This window comes from Mycobacterium asiaticum (assembly GCF_001673635.1).
Lineage (GTDB): Bacteria > Actinomycetota > Actinomycetes > Mycobacteriales > Mycobacteriaceae > Mycobacterium > Mycobacterium asiaticum_C.
Window position 1 is genome coordinate 188,437 of sequence record NZ_LZMH01000037.1, and the last position, 16,886, is coordinate 205,322.

General features: G+C 65.8%; 16 protein-coding genes and 1 tRNA gene. 5 read left to right on the top strand and 12 right to left on the bottom strand.

The genetic code is table 11. The annotated features are described in order from the left end of the window. Nucleotide 1: 1 nt before the first annotated feature. The 12 genes from A5645_RS11005 to A5645_RS11060 form a co-directional block, all read right to left on the bottom strand. Complete coding sequence (locus A5645_RS11005; protein ID WP_065034824.1) at nt 2-682, bottom strand: response regulator; 681 nt, start codon at nt 680-682, stop codon at nt 2-4. Then, entirely contained in the window at nt 679-3,237 is a 2,559-nt protein-coding gene (locus A5645_RS11010; RefSeq protein WP_065129508.1) for an ATP-binding protein, read from the bottom strand. Before A5645_RS11010 ends, A5645_RS11005 begins: the two co-directional genes overlap by 4 nt. An 11-nt stretch (nt 3,238-3,248) precedes the next feature. Beyond that, nucleotides 3,249-4,169, bottom strand: a complete 921-nt coding sequence (locus A5645_RS11015; protein WP_065129509.1) for a potassium-transporting ATPase subunit C — start codon at nt 4,167-4,169, stop codon at nt 3,249-3,251. Between the two features lies 1 nt (nt 4,170). Continuing rightward, entirely contained in the window at nt 4,171-6,318 is a 2,148-nt protein-coding gene (gene kdpB / locus A5645_RS11020; protein ID WP_065129510.1) for a potassium-transporting ATPase subunit KdpB, read from the bottom strand. An 11-nt stretch (nt 6,319-6,329) separates the two neighbouring features. Further along, entirely contained in the window at nt 6,330-8,000 is a 1,671-nt protein-coding gene (gene kdpA, locus A5645_RS11025) for a potassium-transporting ATPase subunit KdpA (RefSeq protein ID WP_065129511.1), read from the bottom strand. Next, entirely contained in the window at nt 8,000-8,089 is a 90-nt protein-coding gene (locus A5645_RS28640) for a potassium-transporting ATPase subunit F (protein ID WP_065034829.1), read from the bottom strand. The genes kdpA and A5645_RS28640 overlap by 1 nt, the downstream gene beginning before the upstream one ends. Before the next feature lie 227 nt (nt 8,090-8,316). After that, on the bottom strand, nt 8,317-9,828 hold the full coding sequence (locus tag A5645_RS11035; RefSeq protein ID WP_065034830.1) for a sensor histidine kinase: 1,512 nt from the start codon (nt 9,826-9,828) through the stop codon (nt 8,317-8,319). 8 nt (nt 9,829-9,836) lie between these two features. After that, nucleotides 9,837-10,610 carry a response regulator transcription factor gene (locus A5645_RS11040; protein WP_036364084.1) on the bottom strand — a complete coding sequence of 258 codons (774 nt, stop codon included), beginning with the start codon at nt 10,608-10,610 and terminating at the stop codon, nt 9,837-9,839. Between the two features lie 290 nt (nt 10,611-10,900). Then, complete coding sequence (locus tag A5645_RS11045; protein WP_065034831.1) at nt 10,901-11,185, bottom strand: WXG100 family type VII secretion target; 285 nt, start codon at nt 11,183-11,185, stop codon at nt 10,901-10,903. A gap of 20 nt (nt 11,186-11,205) precedes the next feature. Continuing rightward, entirely contained in the window at nt 11,206-11,502 is a 297-nt protein-coding gene (locus A5645_RS11050) for a WXG100 family type VII secretion target (protein WP_036364082.1), read from the bottom strand. A gap of 47 nt (nt 11,503-11,549) precedes the next feature. Continuing rightward, entirely contained in the window at nt 11,550-12,731 is a 1,182-nt protein-coding gene (locus tag A5645_RS11055; protein ID WP_065034832.1) for a PPE family protein, read from the bottom strand. An 88-nt stretch (nt 12,732-12,819) separates the two neighbouring features. Next, a complete protein-coding gene (locus A5645_RS11060) occupies nt 12,820-13,668 on the bottom strand; it encodes a PPE family protein, SVP subgroup (protein WP_065034833.1) in 849 nt (282 codons plus the stop codon). A 346-nt stretch (nt 13,669-14,014) separates the two neighbouring features. Between A5645_RS11060 and A5645_RS11065 the strand changes: the two genes are divergently transcribed. The 5 genes from A5645_RS11065 (at nt 14,015) to A5645_RS11085 (ending at nt 16,865) form a co-directional block, all read left to right on the top strand. Beyond that, nucleotides 14,015-14,088 (top strand) — tRNA-Leu (locus tag A5645_RS11065). A 117-nt stretch (nt 14,089-14,205) separates the two neighbouring features. After that, entirely contained in the window at nt 14,206-14,598 is a 393-nt protein-coding gene (locus A5645_RS11070) for a YchJ family protein (RefSeq protein ID WP_065129512.1), read from the top strand. A gap of 17 nt (nt 14,599-14,615) precedes the next feature. Then, nucleotides 14,616-15,761 carry a zinc-binding dehydrogenase gene (locus A5645_RS11075; protein WP_065129513.1) on the top strand — a complete coding sequence of 382 codons (1,146 nt, stop codon included), beginning with the start codon at nt 14,616-14,618 and terminating at the stop codon, nt 15,759-15,761. A 130-nt stretch (nt 15,762-15,891) separates the two neighbouring features. Continuing rightward, nucleotides 15,892-16,236 carry an MmpS family transport accessory protein gene (locus tag A5645_RS11080; protein ID WP_065034836.1) on the top strand — a complete coding sequence of 115 codons (345 nt, stop codon included), beginning with the start codon at nt 15,892-15,894 and terminating at the stop codon, nt 16,234-16,236. A gap of 131 nt (nt 16,237-16,367) precedes the next feature. Continuing rightward, a complete protein-coding gene (locus A5645_RS11085; protein WP_065129514.1) occupies nt 16,368-16,865 on the top strand; it encodes an MmpS family transport accessory protein in 498 nt (165 codons plus the stop codon). Nucleotides 16,866-16,886: the final 21 nt, after the last annotated feature.

Genomic DNA, 16,886 nt, shown 5'->3' on the forward strand with positions numbered 1-16,886 from the left:
CTCATGCCTCGAAGCGGTATCCCATGCCTGATTCGGTCAGCAGGTGTTTGGGATGCGACGGGTCATCCTCGAGCTTGCGCCGCAACTGCGCCAAATACACCCTTAAATAGTGTGTTTCGGTCGCGTAAGCCGGTCCCCACACCTCTCTGAGCAACTCCTCGCGACCCACCAGCTTGCCGCGGTTGCGCACCAGCATCTCCAGCATCCCCCACTCGGTGGGCGTCAGATGCACCTCGACACCACCCTTCACCACCTTCTTCGCCGCCAAATCGACAGTAAAAGAAGAGGTTTCGACCACCGGCTGTTCCACCTCCGACGCCGCGGCAGTGCGGCGCACCGCGGCCCGCAATCTGGCGAGGAACTCGTCCATCCCAAACGGCTTCGTCACGTAGTCGTCGGCTCCCGCATCCAACGCCTCGACCTTGTCGGAAGAATCGCTTCGCGCCGACAACACGATCACCGGTGCGGAAAGCCACCCGCGCAACCCGCCCAACACGTCGATACCCGAAATGTCGGGCAGGCCAAGATCCAGAATCACCACATCCGGGGGATGCTCGGCGGCGGCCCGCAGCGCTCCCGCGCCGGTCGACGCGGTAATCACCTCATAACCACGCACACTCAGGTTGATCCGCAGCGCCCGCAAGATATGCGGCTCGTCATCGATTACCAGAACCCGGGTCATTGCTCACCGCTGTCCGGTGGCCCGGCCAGGTCCAACACCACCGTCAGCCCTCCACCCGGCGTATCGCCGGCCTGGATCGTGCCACCCATCGCCTCGACGAAGCCGCGCGCCACCGACATTCCCAGTCCGACACCGGTGGTGTTGTCATGGTCACCCAAGCGCTGGAACGCCTCAAACAACCGTTCCTCGGTCCCGTGCGGGATCCCCGGCCCCTCATCGATCACGTTGACCAGCACGCGCTCGCCCACCCGTCCCGCGTTGACCCGAACCACGCAATCGGGCGCGTAGCGCAGCGCATTGTCGATCAGGTTGGCCAGCACCCGTTCCAGCAGCCTGCCGTCGGCCATCACTACGGCATCGCCGACGTCGACCTTGACGCGATCGATGGCGGATCGGTAGAAACCGGTGGCGCCCTTGCCAATGCTCACCAGCGCGCGCTGCACCACCTCCTCGAGATACACCCGATGTAGCTCGGGGCGCACCACCCCCGCGGCCAACCGTGACGAGTCGAGCAAATTGCCCACCAACGCGGTGAGCTGATCGATGGATTCCTCTGTGCTGGCCAGTAATTCGGCAGTGTCCTCAGGGGAGAAAGCCACATCGCCGGCGCGCAGGCTGGATACCGCAACCTTGGCGGCCGCCAGCGGGGTGCGCAAATCATGGCTGACCGCCGAAAGCAGGGACCGGCGCAATTCATCGGCCCGCACTATGGCCTCGGCACGGCTGGCCTCCTCGACGAGTTCACGCTGTCGGATCAGCCCCGCGGCTTGCCTGGCCACCGCGCCCAGCACGCGCCGATCCCGGGCCGACAGCTTGCGACCGGCCATCAGCATCCAGAACTCTTCGTCACCCACCTCGATGGCCGTGTCCGCCGAATCGACTGTGGTGCAAGGATCATTCCCCACCGAGGCGACCACTTCGCGCGAGCCCTCCAAACCTTCCCGCAGCATGCTCACCGCACGCTGCGAATAGGTCTCGCGCACGCGTTCCAACAGCGTGGACAGGTCCGCGCCCCGCAGCACCGATCCGGCAAACAGCGTCAACAGCTCTGCCTCTTGGGAAGCCAGCCGGGCTTCTCTGGCGCGCTTGGTAGCACCGTCGACCAACACGGCGACCGCGACGGCGATCAGCAGCAGCACCAGCTCGGTGACGGCACTGTCGGGCTCGGAGATGGTGAAACTGTGTCGCGGCGCGATCAAGTAGTAGTTCAACAGCGCACCGGACAGCATCGCTGAAAGTACAGCGGGGGCAACGCCGCCCAACAGGCCGACCAAGAGAACACCGACGAAGAACAGCGCACTCTCACCGCCGGTGTTTAAGAACGAGTCCAGCACACTCACCGTCACGGCACAGATCGCCGACGGGACGGCAACCGCCGCCAGCCACGATGCCGCGCGTCGTTCCCGGGGCGATGCGGCGACGGGCCGCGCGCCCCGCTTGTGTTCGTCGTGGGTGACGATGTGGACGTCGATCTTGCCGGATCGTTGCACGACCGCGGCTCCGATGCCCTCGGAGAACACGCGCGCCCACCGCGACCTGCGCGACGTCCCGATGACCAACTGGGTGGCGTTGATCTCGCGCGCGAAGTCCAGCAGCGCATCGGGCACGTCATCGCCGACCACCGTGTGGAGCGAGGCGTCCAAACTGTTTGCCAACTCTCGGATCTTGCTCATCCGCGCGTCTGAGAGACCGGCCAGCCCGTCACCACGCAGCACATGGACCACCATGAGCTCGGCACTCGACTTCGAGGCGATCCGGGATGCTCGTCTGACCAGTGTTTCGGACTCCGGGCCGCCGGTGACAGCGACCACGACCCGCTCGCGAGCCTCCCACGTATCGGTGATCTTGTTCTCCGCGCGGTACTTTGCAAGCGCGGTGTCGACCTGATCCGCAAGCCACAACAACGCCAACTCCCTCAGCGCGGTGAGGTTCCCCCGGCGGAAGTAGTTGGACAGCGCGGCGTCGATCTTCTCGGACGCATACACATTTCCATGGGATAGTCTGCGCCGCAGCGCTTCCGGAGTTATGTCGATCAGCTCGACCTGGGCGGCCTGCCGCACGATCGAGTCCGGGATCGTCTCCTTCTGTTCGATGCCGGTTATCTGTGCGACGACGTCGTTGAGACTCTCCAAGTGCTGGATGTTGACGGTGGAGATCACCGTGATCCCCGCGTCGAGCAGTTCCTCGACGTCCTGCCAGCGTTTGTCGTTCTTGCTGCCGGGCGTATTGGTATGGGCCAGCTCGTCAACCAACACCACCTGGGGATGGCGTGCCAATACCGCCGGCACGTCGAGTTCAGCGAAGCTGCCCCCGCGGTACTCGATGTAGCGCGGTGCGACGGCCTCGATCCCGTCCAGCAGCTCCGCGGTTCTTGCCCGCCCATGTGTTTCGACCACGGCGGCCACCAGATCGGTGCCGCGCTCCAACCGCCGGTGCGCCTCGCCGAGCATCGCGTAGGTCTTGCCGACACCCGGTGCCGCGCCGAGATAGATGCGCAGCTCGCCGCGTTTGGGGCGGTGGTCTGTGACGCTGGAGACGTTCACGTCAACAATCATCCACCCATCCGCTATCTGGAGACCGGATACCTGCTGTCCAACGCCAAGTTGAGCTGCAGCACGTTGACGGTTGGTTCGCCGAAGAAGCCGAGCATCCGGCCGGTGCGGTATTGCGCCACCACCTGGCGGATCTGGTCCGCGCTCACGTGACGGGCCCGGGCCACCCGGGCAATTTGGATGCCGGCGTAGGCGGGCGAGATGTCCGGATCAAGACCGCTGCCACTGGTGGTGACGGCGTCGGCCGGTACCTGTGGCTCGCCGGAAGCGCTACGCACCGGCACGATCAAGCCGCTCGAGTAGTCCTCGCCGAACCTCGCGCATTCGACATGGACACCGCGATAGCTGTCCACGAACGGTTGGCCGGTGGACGCGCACGGCTCGTTGACGCTGACCACACGAGTCGGGTGGACCACGTCACCTCGCGCATCGTGCGGGCCCATCACCGACAGCACCGCCCCGACCCCGCCGCCCGTGCAGAACGGGCGCGACCCGTCCACGCCTTCGAGCTTGCCGATCGCCGCGCTGCGGGAGCACACCAACGTCAACAAACTCGGCTTGAATCCGGCGTCGGTGGGGCCGGCGCCGGTGGCCAGCTTGGCCGGGTCGGCGGGGATGTCGACGACGCTTTCCGGACCGAGGTTACTGCCACCACTGGACATCGGGTCATAACCGGCGCCAGCGGCCGAGGGACGAGCCTGAAAGTACTGCGGCAGCGGCTTTCCCGCAGCGTCGGTGAACTGCTGGCCGATCAACGTGCTCCCGATCGCCTTGCCGCCGGTGGTGATGATCGAGCCTTCCGCCTTGGCGTTCAACCCGGGTAGCAGGGCGACCAGCCATATCAGCAGCGGGTAGCCGAGACCCAGTAGCACGGTGAAGACGAGCAGCGCGCGCAATGCGGCTCCGTATCGTCGAATTATGTTGGTGAGGTTCATTTCAGGCGATCCCGGGTAGTAGTTGAACGACCAGGTCGATGAGTTTGATGCCGATGAACGGGGCGACGATACCGCCCAGCCCGTAGCGATACAGGTTGCGGCTGAGCAACTTCGACGCACGGCTGGGGGTGTAGCGAACTCCGCGGAGCGCCAGCGGGATCAGCGCCACGATGACGACCGCATTGAAAATGACCGCGGACAGGATCGCCGACTGCGGGCTGTGCAACCGCATGACGTTGAGCAGGTCCAACCCAGGGAAGAGCGCGACGAACATCGCCGGGATGATCGCGAAGTACTTGGCGATGTCGTTGCCGATGGAGAACGTCGTCAGCGCGCCCCGGGTGATCAACAACTGCTTGCCGATCTCCACGATCTCGATGAGCTTGGTGGGGTCGGAATCCAGATCGACCATATTTCCGGCCTCTTTGGCCGCCGACGTGCCCGTGTTCATCGCGACGCCGACGTCGGCTTGAGCAAGCGCGGGAGCGTCATTGGTGCCGTCACCGGTCATCGCCACCAGACGGCCGCCCTGCTGCTCCTGCTTGATCAGCATCATCTTGTCCTCGGGGGTGGCCTCAGCCAGGAAGTCATCGACCCCGGCCTCCTCCGCGATCGCCCTGGCGGTCAATGGGTTATCGCCAGTGATCATCACCGTGCGGATGCCCATCAGGCGCATCGCCTCGAACCGGTCGCGCATACCCTGCTTGACCACGTCTTTGAGATGGATGACGCCCAGTACCTCGGCCTGCCCGGCGTCCCCGACGCGACCCACCACCAGGGGAGTTCCGCCCGCCGCGGAGATGCCATCGACGATGTCGCCGAGTTCGGCGGGCACCGTCCCGCCGCGGCTGCGGACCCACTCGGCGACCGAACTTGCTGCGCCCTTGCGCAATTGCCAGCCGTCCAGGTCCACGCCCGACATCCGGGTCGTCGCACTGAACGGCACCCAGGATGCGGTGGTGAGCTCGCCGGGTGTCCGCGCGCGCAACCCGTGCGCGGACTTGGCGTACACCACGATCGAACGGCCCTCGGGCGTCTCGTCGGCAAGGCTGGAAAGCTGTGCGGCATCGGCTAATTCGTCGGTGCTGATGCGGGCAACGGGGATGAACTCGGCGGCTTCCCGGTTGCCCAGCGTGATCGTTCCGGTCTTGTCCAGCAGCAGGGTATTGACGTCACCGGCCGCTTCGACCGCACGTCCGGACATGGCCAGGACGTTGCGCTGCACCAGCCGGTCCATGCCGGCGATACCGATTGCGGACAACAGCGCCCCAATCGTGGTGGGAATCAGGCAGACCAGCAGCGCGACCAGAACGATGCCGCTGATGCCGCTGCCGTTGAGGCCGTCCGTGTCCGGCACCCCGGGGTTGTTGGCCTTCGAATAGATCGCCAGCGGCTGCAACGTGGCGACGGCGAAGACGAAGATGATCGTCAGGGCGGCCAGCAGAATATTGAGCGCGATCTCGTTGGGGGTCTTCTGCCGGTTCGCGCCCTCGACGAGCGCGATCATCCGGTCCACGAAGCTCTCGCCCGGCTTCTGGGTGATCTTGACGACGATGCGGTCCGAGAGCACGGTGGTGCCGCCCGTCACCGCTGACCGGTCGCCACCGGATTCCCGGATGACGGGGGCGGATTCGCCGGTGATGGCCGACTCATCCACGGAGGCAATGCCTTCCACCACATCACCGTCGCCGGGGATCACCTGGCCCGCCGTCACCACCACAATGTCACCCTGCTGCAACAAGGGTGCGGCAACTTCCTCGTAGGCGCCCGGCGTACCGGGAATCCAGTTGCGTAGCCGGTGCGCCACGGTATCGGCCTTCGACTTGCGCAGCGTGTCGGCTTGGGCCTTGCCACGACCCTCGGCTACCGCTTCGGCCAGGTTGGCGAAAAGCACTGTCAGCCAGAGCCAGAACACCGTCAGCCAGCTGAACCAGGTCTCGTCGCCGATCGCCAGCACCGTCGACCACACGGCGCCGACCTCGACGATGAACATCACCGGGTTCCGCCACAGGGTGCGTGGATCGAGTTTGCGCAGCGCATCGGGCAGCGACTTGATCAGCAGCGCCGGATCGAGCAACCCGCCCTGCAGCTTCTCGCCGGGTCCGGGGCCACTCGGCCGTCGTGCGGCGGCAGTGGCAGAAATCTGCATGGTCGACACTTTCAGTGAATCCCTTCGGCGAGCGGCCCGAGCGCCAGCGCGGGCAAGAAGGTGAGAGCAACGAGGATGACGGTGACCCCGACCACCAGGCCGACGAATTGCGGTCGGTGAGTGGGCAAGGTGCCACTGGACGCCGGGGTGGCACCCTGTCGGGCCAGCGAGCCGGCCAGCGAAAGCACCAGGATGATCGGCAGGAAGCGGCCGAAGAGCATGGCCAGGCCCAAAGCCGTGTTGTACCAGGCGGTGTTGGCCGACAACCCGGCGAAAGCCGAACCGTTGTTGTTGGCAGCCGAGGTGAACGCGTAGAGCACTTCGGACAGGCCGTGCGGCCCGGTGTTGGCCATGCCGGCGCGTTCGCCGGGCAGCGCGATCGCAAGCGCGGTACCGACCAGCACGATCAGCGGGGTCACCAGGAAATAGCTTGCCGCCAACTTCATCTCGCGCGGCGTGATCTTCTTGCCCAGGTATTCCGGGGTCCGGCCAACCATCAGCCCGGCGACGAACACGGTGATCACGGCCAGGATCAGGATGCCGTACAGGCCCGAACCCGTGCCGCCGGGCGCGACCTCACCCAGCTGCATGTTGAACATCGTCATCATGCCGCCGAGGCTGGTGTACGAGTCGTGTGTCGAGTCGACCGCGCCGGTGGACGTCAGCGTGGTGGCATCGGCGAAGATCGCCGAGTCGGCAACGCCGAAGCGCTGTTCGACTCCCTCGCTGGACGCACCCACCGCGGTCGGGACGGTGCCGTGATGCTGCAACTGGAACAGCATCATCACCACGACGCTGAGCCCGGCCATCACCCCGACGATCGCGGCAATCGCGTAGCCCTGCCTCTTGCTGTCCACCATGCGACCGAACGTGCGCGGCAGCGAAAAGCCGATGACCACCAACAGGAAGATCTCGATCCAGTTGGTCCACGAGGTCGGATTCTCGAAGGGGTGCGCGGAGTTGGCGTTATAGAAACCGCCGCCGTTGGTGCCGAGCTCCTTGATCGCTTCCTGGCTGGCAACCGGACCACCAGGGATGGTCTGCTGCGTGCCCGCCACCGTATTCACCACCTGGTCGTGCAGGTGGAAGTTCTGGATGACGCCCCCGGCGACCAGGATGACGGCACCAATGACGGCGATCGGCAACAGGATTCGCAATGTGCCTCGGGTCAGGTCCACCCAGAAGTTGCCGAGTTCCTCGGTGCGATGCCGGGCGAACCCACGCACCAAGGCCACCGCGACGGCCATACCCACCGCGGCCGATACAAAGTTCTGCACCGCCAACCCGGCCATCTGCACGAGGTGCCCCTGGGTCGATTCGCCGGAATATGCCTGCCAGTTGGTGTTCGTGACGAAACTGACTGCGGTGTTCCACGCCAGCGCCGGGGTCATGTGAGTGGCCGGGTCGGACAAATGCAACGGCAGCCGGTCCTGCACCAGTTGCAACAGGAACAGGAACACGACGCTGACCGCGGAGAAGGCGAGCACGCTGCGGGCGTAGGTCCGCCACGTCTGCTCGGCGTCCGGGTCGGCGCCGATCAAGCGATAGATGAATCGTTCGGTGCGCGAATGCTTTTCGGAGCTGTACACGCGATACATGTAGTCGCCCAGCGGTACGTGCACCGCCACGATCGCAGCGATGAGCGACACCAGGAACAGCACACCGGCTGTGGTTTGGCTCATCAGAACTTCTCCGGGAAGAGCAGGGCCGCGACAAGCAGCAAGGCGATCGCAGCAGCCAGGATCAGACCCACCGTGTTCGCGATACTCACAGTTCCAGCTTCAGCAATCCGCCGAGCGCGGCGAAAGCCGCCACGGTCAGCACCAGATAAATGACGACGGACATGGATCTCCGATCGTTTTGCGGGCAACAAGTAGCACCCCTGCCAGGGCGACACTGCGACGCTAGGCGCGCGCAAAGGCGGAAGAATGGCGCCTTGACGGTTTCTTTACGGCTTGGGCGGCGACCTTTACGGTCCCCGCGCTCACCACAACACCGCTACTCCGCGGCGGGCGGTGTCTCCAGCATCGGTAGTCGTACCCGGAAGACCGTCAATCCGTTCCCGGATTCGGCGGAGACCGAACCGTGATGAGCCTTGACAATCGAGCTGACGATGGCCAGGCCCAAACCGTGACCGGAACCGTTGGACCGTGCCTTGTCGGCGCGCACGAACCGCTCGAACAAGTGGGGCAGCACGTCGGGGTCGATGTCGGGCCCGTCGTCGGCGACCGTCAGTTCCGCATACGGCGCTTGCGGCCCATACCGATGGCTGGTGACGCCCGTGGTCACCGTGACGCCGGGGGGAGTGTGCACGCAGGCATTGGTGAGCAGATTGCTCAACAACTGGTGCAACCTGGCGTGGTCGCCGTTGATCCATACCGGTTCGTCGGGCAATTCCTTGACCCACTGGTGCGTCGGTGCGGCCACCGCCGCGTCATTGACCGCGTTGGCGACCAGATCGGTGAGCTCGAGGTCCTCGGTTTGCAGGTCTTCGCCCTCACCTAGGCGGGACAGCAACAGCAGTTCGTCGACCAATGACGCCATCCGCCGGGCTTCCGATTCGATGCGCGCCAGCGCGTATTCGGTGGTCGGCGGCAAGTCCGAACTGTCTTGCCGGGTCAGCTCGGCGTAACCCTGGATGGCGGCCAGCGGCGTCCGCAGCTCGTGGCTGGCGTCGGTGATGAACTGCCGCATCCGCAGATCGGACTCCACCCGATGCGCCAGCGCGCTGTCGACGTTGTCCAACAGGCGGTTCAAGGTGTGTCCGACAATGCCAACCTCGTTGTCGGGGTCGGTGTCCTCGGGCCGGACTCGGACACTGATTTGGTGGTCGTCGCCCACCAGCGGCATCGCCGCGACCTCTGCCGCCGTCGCGGCGACGCGGCTCAACGGCCGAAGCGCATAGCCCACCACCCACGCTGTCAGGAAGGCCGTGATCACCAGGGCGGTCGCGACCAGCACGGTGGTGGTGAGTTGTTTGCGAGAGATGATCTGGTCGGCGATGCTCAACGAAACACCCACGACAAGGCGATCGGACCCGACGGTGCGGCTCTCCACCTGGTGGGGGCCCAGGCTGCCCAGGTTTTCGATACGCGAGCCGCCATCGGTCCAGTCCTGCGCCTCGATGGAGCGGATGACATCGGGTGGGGCCACCCGTGGTTCGTCTTCGGAGAAGACGGCCGAGCCCACCACTTTGCCGTCGCGCAATACCGCGATCAGGTTGCCGGGCGTCTGTCCGGTGAATTCCAGCAAGGCCTGCGAAACCGGTGGGATGCCGGTGTGTATCGAGGTGTGCTCCCCGTTTCGGTACCGGGCGTAGGAGTGGCTGAAGGCGTGCATCGACTCGGTGACCTCGGCGTCGTTCATCGCCGTGACGTAGCCGCGCAGGCTCAGCACGGAGACGGCTCCCACCGCCACCAGGACGAGGGTCACCACCGTCAATACGCCCAACAACAACTGCTTACGCAGGGAACGGGGGAGCCATCGCGGAATGTTGCGGTCCCCCGTCATTCAAGAACTCATTCCGGTGGTCGGAGCATGTATCCAATGCCACGTACCGTGTGGATCATCGGCTCCCTGTCGGCGTCGATCTTCTTCCTCAGATACGAAATGTACAGGTCAACGATGCTGGTGCGGCCGGCGAAATCGTAGTTCCAGACCCGGTCCAGGATCTCGGTGCGGCTCAGCGCGCGCCGCGGATTGCGCATCAAGAATCTCAACAGCTCGAACTCGGTCGACGACAGCGATATCGGGGTACCCCCGCGGGTGACCTCACGGCTGGCCGCGTCGAGCTTGAGGTCACCGACCTTGAGGGATTCATCGGCCGGCGGGGCGAGGTGGCTGGACCGCCGCAGCAGGCCGCGCAGCCGCGCGACCAGTTCCTCGAGGCTGAACGGCTTGGTCATGTAGTCGTCGGCGCCGGCTGTCAGGCCGGTGACGCGGTCCATCACCGAATCGCGGGCGGTGAGAAACAGTGTGGGCGTGTAGGTCTCGGATTCGCGGACTCGCTGCAGGATCTGCAAGCCGTCCACGTCGGGCAGCATGATGTCCAGGACGAGCACGTCGGGATTGATCCGGTCGAACTTGGCAATGGCCTCGCGCCCGTTGTGCGCGATCTCGACATCCCAGCCCTCGTAGTGCAGGGCCATCTTGACGAGGTTGGTCAGGGCGGGTTCGTCATCGACCAGCAACACCCGGATAGGTGAACCGTCGGCCCGGTTGATCCGGGGAAGTTGCCCCAGAATCGCCTGCCGTGGACGTTGGCTACGCGTATACCCAGACACTGCTGTCATAGTTGCTGATTGTTTCAAGCACATATGCGCTTGTCACCGAGTTCATAGGGTTCTCAAATCAAGTGTTCGATGGTTACCCACTTGGGTGCCGCCAAACCCTGACCATGATGGCTGCGCGCTCCACACTCAGGCATGGCAGCAAAGGTGTGCCAAATCCAGGCAGCCGGGCGCGGAGGTGACGGCCCACCCCGGTCAGGCAGCGTCGCTGGGCGCACCGCTCGCCCGGAAAGCCCGTCAGACAGCGAAGTGGCCGCACACCGCAGGGTGTGCGGCCACTTCGTGGGTTGGTGTCAGGCCCAGCTGGAACCGACGGCGCTGTCCGTTTGCGCCATGTTGTTGCCGGCGCTCTGGATCTTCTGGCCGTGGGCGTTGGCCTGCTCGTAGATCACCTGGAAGTTGCGGCCCAACTGGGCGATGAACTCCTGGCAAGCCACCGAACCGGCGCCGCCCCAGAAGTCACCGGCAGCCAGCACATCGCGAACGATGGCCTGGTGCTCGGCCTCCAAGTTGGCGGCCTGGGCGCGCACGAGCGCACCGTGCGCGTCGACATCGCCGAACTGGTAATTGATCGTCATTGCTGCGTCCTTTCTCGGGGCTAGCTGCTCAGGATCTGCTGGGAGGCCTGCTCTTGCTGCTCGTAGTTGTTCGCGTCGCGGATCAGCCCGTCCCGCACCCCGTGCAGCATGTTGACAATGTTGCGGAAGGCCTGGTTCATCTGGCTCATGGTGTCCAGCGAGGTCGCCTGGGCCATACCGCTCCAGCCCGCACCGGCGATGTTCTGCGAGGACGCCCACATCCGACGGGCCTCGTCCTCGACGGTCTGGGCGTGGGTCTCGAAGCGGCCCGCCATGTCCCGCATCGCGTGCGGGTCGGTCATGAAGCGTGTTGCCATGTTGCGTCTCCTATCTCGTCGTTCTCAGTTGGTTGATTTGAAAAGTGTTAGACCACAACCTGCTTGGGCATGATGGTCGGCTTGAAGCCGTACCGCGGCCCGGCGTATGCGCCCGCACCCTTGGCGGCCGCTGCCATACCCGGCATGCCGGCCATCATCCCCGGTGCCGCACCTTCGCCCGGAACCGTCCAGCCGCTGCCCGCCAGCGCGGTGCCGGCTGCCTCCGCCGCCGGGGCGGCACTGGCCCAGCTGGCCGGCACCGAGAGGCTGCCAACCAGCGATGCCTCGCCGACCGCCGCGGCGGCGCCCACCGATTCGACCTCGCCGGCCAGACCCGCGGCCGCCGCGGCCGCCGGCGCCGCCGCAACCTCCGCAGCCGCCGCGGCGATGTTGGCGTCGATGGTGTGCCCGGCGAAGATCGCGTTCGGGATGGCGGCGAAGACGAACCATGCCGCCGTGACACCAACCTGCTGGATGGCGTTGAAGATGAACGGGGTGCCCAGGAAACCGTCCAGCGCGGTGAGCAGTTCCTGCACCGGGACGGGCAAAGCGTTGAACAGGCCGGTGCCAATCGAGGAAGTGCCGAGGGCGAGATTTTCCAGCTCGGTTTGCAGGCCGGTGACGACATCGCCCAGCGACGCGGCGGTGGGGCCCTCCGCGGCAGCGGCGGCGACGGCGGCACTTTGAATCCCCGCGGCGCCCGGGTTGGTGGTCTCTGCGGCCGGCGTCAGGGGCTCGAGGACCGCGGCGACGGCGGCGTTGGCCTGATAGGTAGTCATCGCGATGACGTCCTGGACCCACATCTCCATGTACTGCGCCTCGGTCGCCATGATCGCGGGCGTGTTGATGCCCAGGAAGTTGGTGGCGACGAGCGCGGCCAGCAGCGCCCGGTTGGCGGCGATCACCGGCGGCGGCACCGTCGCGGCGAAGGCGGCCTCATAGGCCGCGGCCGAAGCCGACGCCTGTAGGGCGGCCTGCTCGGCTGCCGCCGAGGTGCTGGTCAGCCAGGCCACGTAGGGCTGGGCCGCGGCCGCAGCCGACGCGGAACCCGCACCGGTCCATTGCTCGGTGGTCAGTGAGGTGATGATCGACTCGTACTGGGTCGCAGTGGTGTTCAGCTCGGCGGCCAGGTTGCTCCAGGCCGTCGCGGCGGCCATGAGCGGTCCCGCGCCCGCGCCGGAGTACATGAGCCCGGAGTTGATCTCGGGTGGGAAAGCTGCAAAAGACATTTTGTATCCGTTCCTTTGGCTTTATCTGGCTAAGTGGTCTTCGATGGCTGGCTGGATGGCTGGTTGCATGCCTCGTTGCAAGGGGCGCCTAGACGCTCACCGGCTTCGGCATGACGATGGGCTTGACGCCGTAGCGCGGCGCACCGAAGCCGGCGCTGTTGCGCGCGGCCGACGCCACACCGGGCATGCCGGGGTAGAAGCCGCCGGTCGTGGCGGCCGGCGCGGCCGAGGTCCAGCCGGCACCCGACAGGGCGCTGGGGCCGGTGCTCGAGACGAGCGTGGCGCCGGCGGCCCAGCTCGGCGGCGCCGACATCGCGCCAACCATCGTCGACGTGCCAAGGGCCGCTGCGACCGGTCCGCCGCTGACCGCGCCGACCGTGCCGGCCGTGGCTGCCTCGGCGGCTCCGGCCGCCTCGGCGGCCGCAGCGAGGTCTTCCGGCACGCCGAAGCCGTCGGGGAACAAACCACCGCCGGCCAGACCGAGCAGGCTCGAGGTCGCCGAAGCCCAGTTGCCGATCTCGAAGCTGGTGAAGTTGGCCGCGTTGCCCGACAGGCTGAACGGCTGACCGCCGAAGCTGGTGACCGGGCCACCAAGCAGCGTGCTGATCTGGTTGATGAAGTCACCCGGGGTGGAAGCAGCGGTGGCCGCGGCCGCGTTGGCCGCCTCGGACTGCTCGTACGTGCCGCTGCTCAGGCCCAGGGTCTGCACGAACTGCTCCTGCATTGCCTGCGCTTCGGCGGCGATCTGCTGATACAGGGCGCCATATGCGGTGAAGATGCCGGATTGCAGGATCGACACCTGGTCGGCGGCCGCCGGCGCGATTGCCGTGGTCGGGGCCGCAGCACCTGCGTTCTGCCCCGCCAACGCCGCCCCGATAGCTCCCAGCTGAGCCGCTGCAGCGGCCAGTTCTTGCGGCACTGCTGTCAAAAAAGACATCTATTGCTCCTTGTGGGTGAAAATGCCGACCGCGTTCGCAGGGTCGGCCCTGTGTGTTTGCGTAATGGCCCCTGTGCGTTGGCGTAACGCTAACTAGCTCCGGCTCCACAGTCCGACTCGAAAAGGGCAGGGTGACGGACGTTTACGGCTTGTTAACGGAGGCGCGGGCAGTTTTAACAAGTCCATTGCGGCCGATACGGCCGTGTCATCTGGAGGGTGGGGGGTGGCACCATACATGGGCGCGCGGCGCGCGATCCTACTAATAAGTCCGCGCTCGCGCACGTCGGCAATTGGAGGGTGATCGGACGCCCTGGAGGCGGTGCTGGCACGCTAGATTCGCCGCCGGGCCCCCATAGCCCAATTGGCAGAGGCAGCGGACTTAAAATCCGCCCAGTGTCGGTTCGAGTCCGACTGGGGGCACTGGGGAACAGCTGCTCAGTGCATGTGAGGTCGCAGATCGGTGGGTTCGCTCGAGATGACCCTGTTTGCGCCCCAACCGTCGGAATTCCCCAGCTGCACGGATCGTTGAGGCTCGTTGTGAGCGAGCAACCCGGGCCGCCGTGCCCATGCGGCAACGCGGACGATTACCGCTCGTGCTGCGGGCCGCTGCACGACGGCGAGTGGCAGGCCAGGTCCGCCGAGGAACTGATGCGGTCGAGGTACTCGGCCTTCGCCTGCGGTGACGCCGACTATCTGTTTCGCACCTGGCATCCGCGCACGCGGCCGGCGAATGTGACGATCGACCCCGGTATCGCCTGGATCGGCCTGGAGGTCATCGACACAGTTGCGGGCAAACCCGACGACGACCTCGGCGAAGTCGAGTTCGTGGCGCTGTTCGAGAGCGGCGGTCGCCGCGGCCGGCTGCACGAGCGCAGTCGTTTCCAGCGCCGCGCCGGACGCTGGTTCTACGTCGACGGCCTGATCAGGTGAAAAGAGAGGCAACGCCCATGACCACACAACTGCCCGGCACCGCGCTTGAGCTGCGCTCGTTGGTGACGTCGCAAGGCGCACTGGAACTCTCGCTGCACGAGGTCCCGGTGCCCACGCCGTCCGGCAACCAGGTGCTGGTTCGGGTGGAAGCCGCCCCGATCAACCCCTCAGATCTGGGCCTGCTGGTCGCCAGCGCAGACATGGCCGCCGCGACGGTGTCCGGCACTCCGGACCGTCCCGTGGTGACCGCGCCGCTGCACACCGGCTCGCTGGGCGCGCTGTCGGCGCGAGTCGACAAATCGCTCCCGGTGGGCAACGAGGGTGCCGGCACGGTGGTTGCGGCGGGCTCATCCGAAGCGGCCCAGGCGCTCGTCGGTCGAAAGGTCGGTATCGCGGCCGGCGCGATGTACGCACAGTACCGCCTGGTCGATGCGGGCACCTGCCTGGTGTTGCCCGAGGGGGCGACGGCCAGGGAGGGAGCATCGTCCTTCGTCAATCCGTTGACCGCGCTCGGAATGCTGGAAACGATGCGCCGCGAAGGACATTCGGCCCTGGTGCACACGGCCGCCGCGTCGAACCTGGGCCAGATGCTCGTCAAGCTCTGCCAGGCGGACGGGGTCCCGCTGGTCAACGTCGTGCGCAAGCCCGAGCAGGAAGAGCTGTTGCGCTCGCTCGGGGCGGAGCACGTCTGCAACTCGGAGTCGCCGTCGTTCGCGAACGACCTGCTGGATGCGCTCAAAACCACGTCGGCGACGCTGGCGTTCGACGCCGTCGGCGGGGGCACCCTGGCGAGCCGGATCCTTTCCGGCATGGAACAGGCGGCAAACGAGACCGCGGCCGAGTACTCGCGCTATGGGTCGACGGTCCACAAGCAGGTCTACATCTACGGGGTGCTCGACACGAGTCCGACGAAGCTCATCCGGGACTACGGCATGGCCTGGGGTGTGGGCGGGTGGCTGCTGACCCCGTTCCTGCAGAGCATCGGGGCCGAGGGGGTGGCCCGGCTGCGGAACCGGGTGGCCGCGGAACTGACCACCACTTTTACCAGCACCTATACGCAGGAGGTGTCACTGGCGGGCATGCTCAGTCCCGATGCGTTCCGCCGGTACGTCAAGCGCGCGACGGGCGAGAAGTTCCTGGTCACCCCGCAGGCGCTGCCGTGACGGCTTTCGTGCGCGAGGTTTAGTTTCTGTCGCAATTGGGTAACGGCGATCCAGAGAAACGCCCGCCCGTAAGGTTCCCGGTTCGAAAAGTGAGGCGATCCCCGTCGGCTCGATCTGAATTGAGGGTTCCATGCATACGAAGCGTCTTGCGCAAGCCGGAATGGCGGCGCTGGCCATCACCGCTATGACCGGAGTGTTTGCTCCCGCGGCTTACGCCGACAACAGCACCGTCACCTTTGAGGCGTTGGGTTCCGGCACTGCCATGACCATCGACACCGACCCCGCCGTCGACCGCGTCTACAACGCACCGCTGCCCTGGAGCCGCACCATTCAGGCCGGTCCCGACGTGACGCTTTTCCAGGTAGTCGTGGTCGGCAGCGGCGCGACCAACCCCGGCTGCCGCATCTCGATCAACGGTCATGTGGTGGCAGAGCAGCCGGTCGGTGGTTCGGCGCACTGCATCTACTCGCGCTAGGCCATCCGCCGGCAGAGCCGGCGAAACCCGGCAAAGCAAGACCGGCACTGATTCAGCCGATCGCGAGCCAGCGACCCGAAAGTTTGCTGTGATGGGCGCACAGCCGCACGCAAGCGATTCGGGGACGCGCCATGTACAACTACCCACCGCCACCGCCGCCCGGTTATCCGCCCTACGGTTACCCTCCGCAGGGCCCGAAGAAGCGGCTGGTGTGGCCGTGGGTGCTGGCTGTGTCCGTCATCCTGGTTGGTGTCCTGGTGCTGGTCTTTTTCAACCTGTACAACCGAGACAATTGGGAGCGCGCGCACCGCAAGCGCACGCTCACCTATCAGGTCGAAGGAACGGCCAGTGCGCTGAGCATCAGCTACACGGTGCCCGACGGCAGCGACGGGGAAGACAGAAACCCAGCACTGCCCTGGAGCAAAGACGTGACCAACTTCGGCAGGAACGTCCTGATCGCTCGTGTCTGGGCCACTTCCTACGATTCCGGGGCCACCCTGACCTGCCGGATCCTGTCCGACGGCAAAAAGGTGACCGAGCAGACGTCCAGCGGTGCCGTGGCCTCGGTCAACTGTGTTGCCGACACCGGCAACAAGTTGCAGATAGGGATGCCCGCAACCCGAAGGTGAGTCCCCCATAGACTGGCCCAC

What these genes read in the sequence shown, in the direction of transcription:
- kdpB (WP_065129510.1), bottom strand. Translation starts at nt 6,318, where the DNA reads ATGCAGATTTCTGCCACTGCCGCCGCACGACGGCCGAGTGGCCCCGGA.
- A5645_RS11015 (WP_065129509.1), bottom strand. Translation starts at nt 4,169, where the DNA reads ATGAACCTCACCAACATAATTCGACGATACGGAGCCGCATTGCGCGCG.
- A5645_RS11035 (WP_065034830.1), bottom strand. Translation starts at nt 9,828, where the DNA reads ATGACGGGGGACCGCAACATTCCGCGATGGCTCCCCCGTTCCCTGCGT.
- A5645_RS11040 (WP_036364084.1), bottom strand. Translation starts at nt 10,610, where the DNA reads ATGACAGCAGTGTCTGGGTATACGCGTAGCCAACGTCCACGGCAGGCG.
- A5645_RS11045 (WP_065034831.1), bottom strand. Translation starts at nt 11,185, where the DNA reads ATGACGATCAATTACCAGTTCGGCGATGTCGACGCGCACGGTGCGCTC.
- A5645_RS11075 (WP_065129513.1), top strand. Translation starts at nt 14,616, where the DNA reads ATGACCACACAACTGCCCGGCACCGCGCTTGAGCTGCGCTCGTTGGTG.
- A5645_RS11055 (WP_065034832.1), bottom strand. Translation starts at nt 12,731, where the DNA reads ATGTCTTTTGCAGCTTTCCCACCCGAGATCAACTCCGGGCTCATGTAC.
- A5645_RS11010 (WP_065129508.1), bottom strand. Translation starts at nt 3,237, where the DNA reads ATGATTGTTGACGTGAACGTCTCCAGCGTCACAGACCACCGCCCCAAA.
- kdpA (WP_065129511.1), bottom strand. Translation starts at nt 8,000, where the DNA reads ATGAGCCAAACCACAGCCGGTGTGCTGTTCCTGGTGTCGCTCATCGCT.
- A5645_RS11080 (WP_065034836.1), top strand. Translation starts at nt 15,892, where the DNA reads ATGCATACGAAGCGTCTTGCGCAAGCCGGAATGGCGGCGCTGGCCATC.
- A5645_RS11085 (WP_065129514.1), top strand. Translation starts at nt 16,368, where the DNA reads ATGTACAACTACCCACCGCCACCGCCGCCCGGTTATCCGCCCTACGGT.
- A5645_RS11060 (WP_065034833.1), bottom strand. Translation starts at nt 13,668, where the DNA reads ATGTCTTTTTTGACAGCAGTGCCGCAAGAACTGGCCGCTGCAGCGGCT.
- A5645_RS11050 (WP_036364082.1), bottom strand. Translation starts at nt 11,502, where the DNA reads ATGGCAACACGCTTCATGACCGACCCGCACGCGATGCGGGACATGGCG.
- A5645_RS11005 (WP_065034824.1), bottom strand. Translation starts at nt 682, where the DNA reads ATGACCCGGGTTCTGGTAATCGATGACGAGCCGCATATCTTGCGGGCG.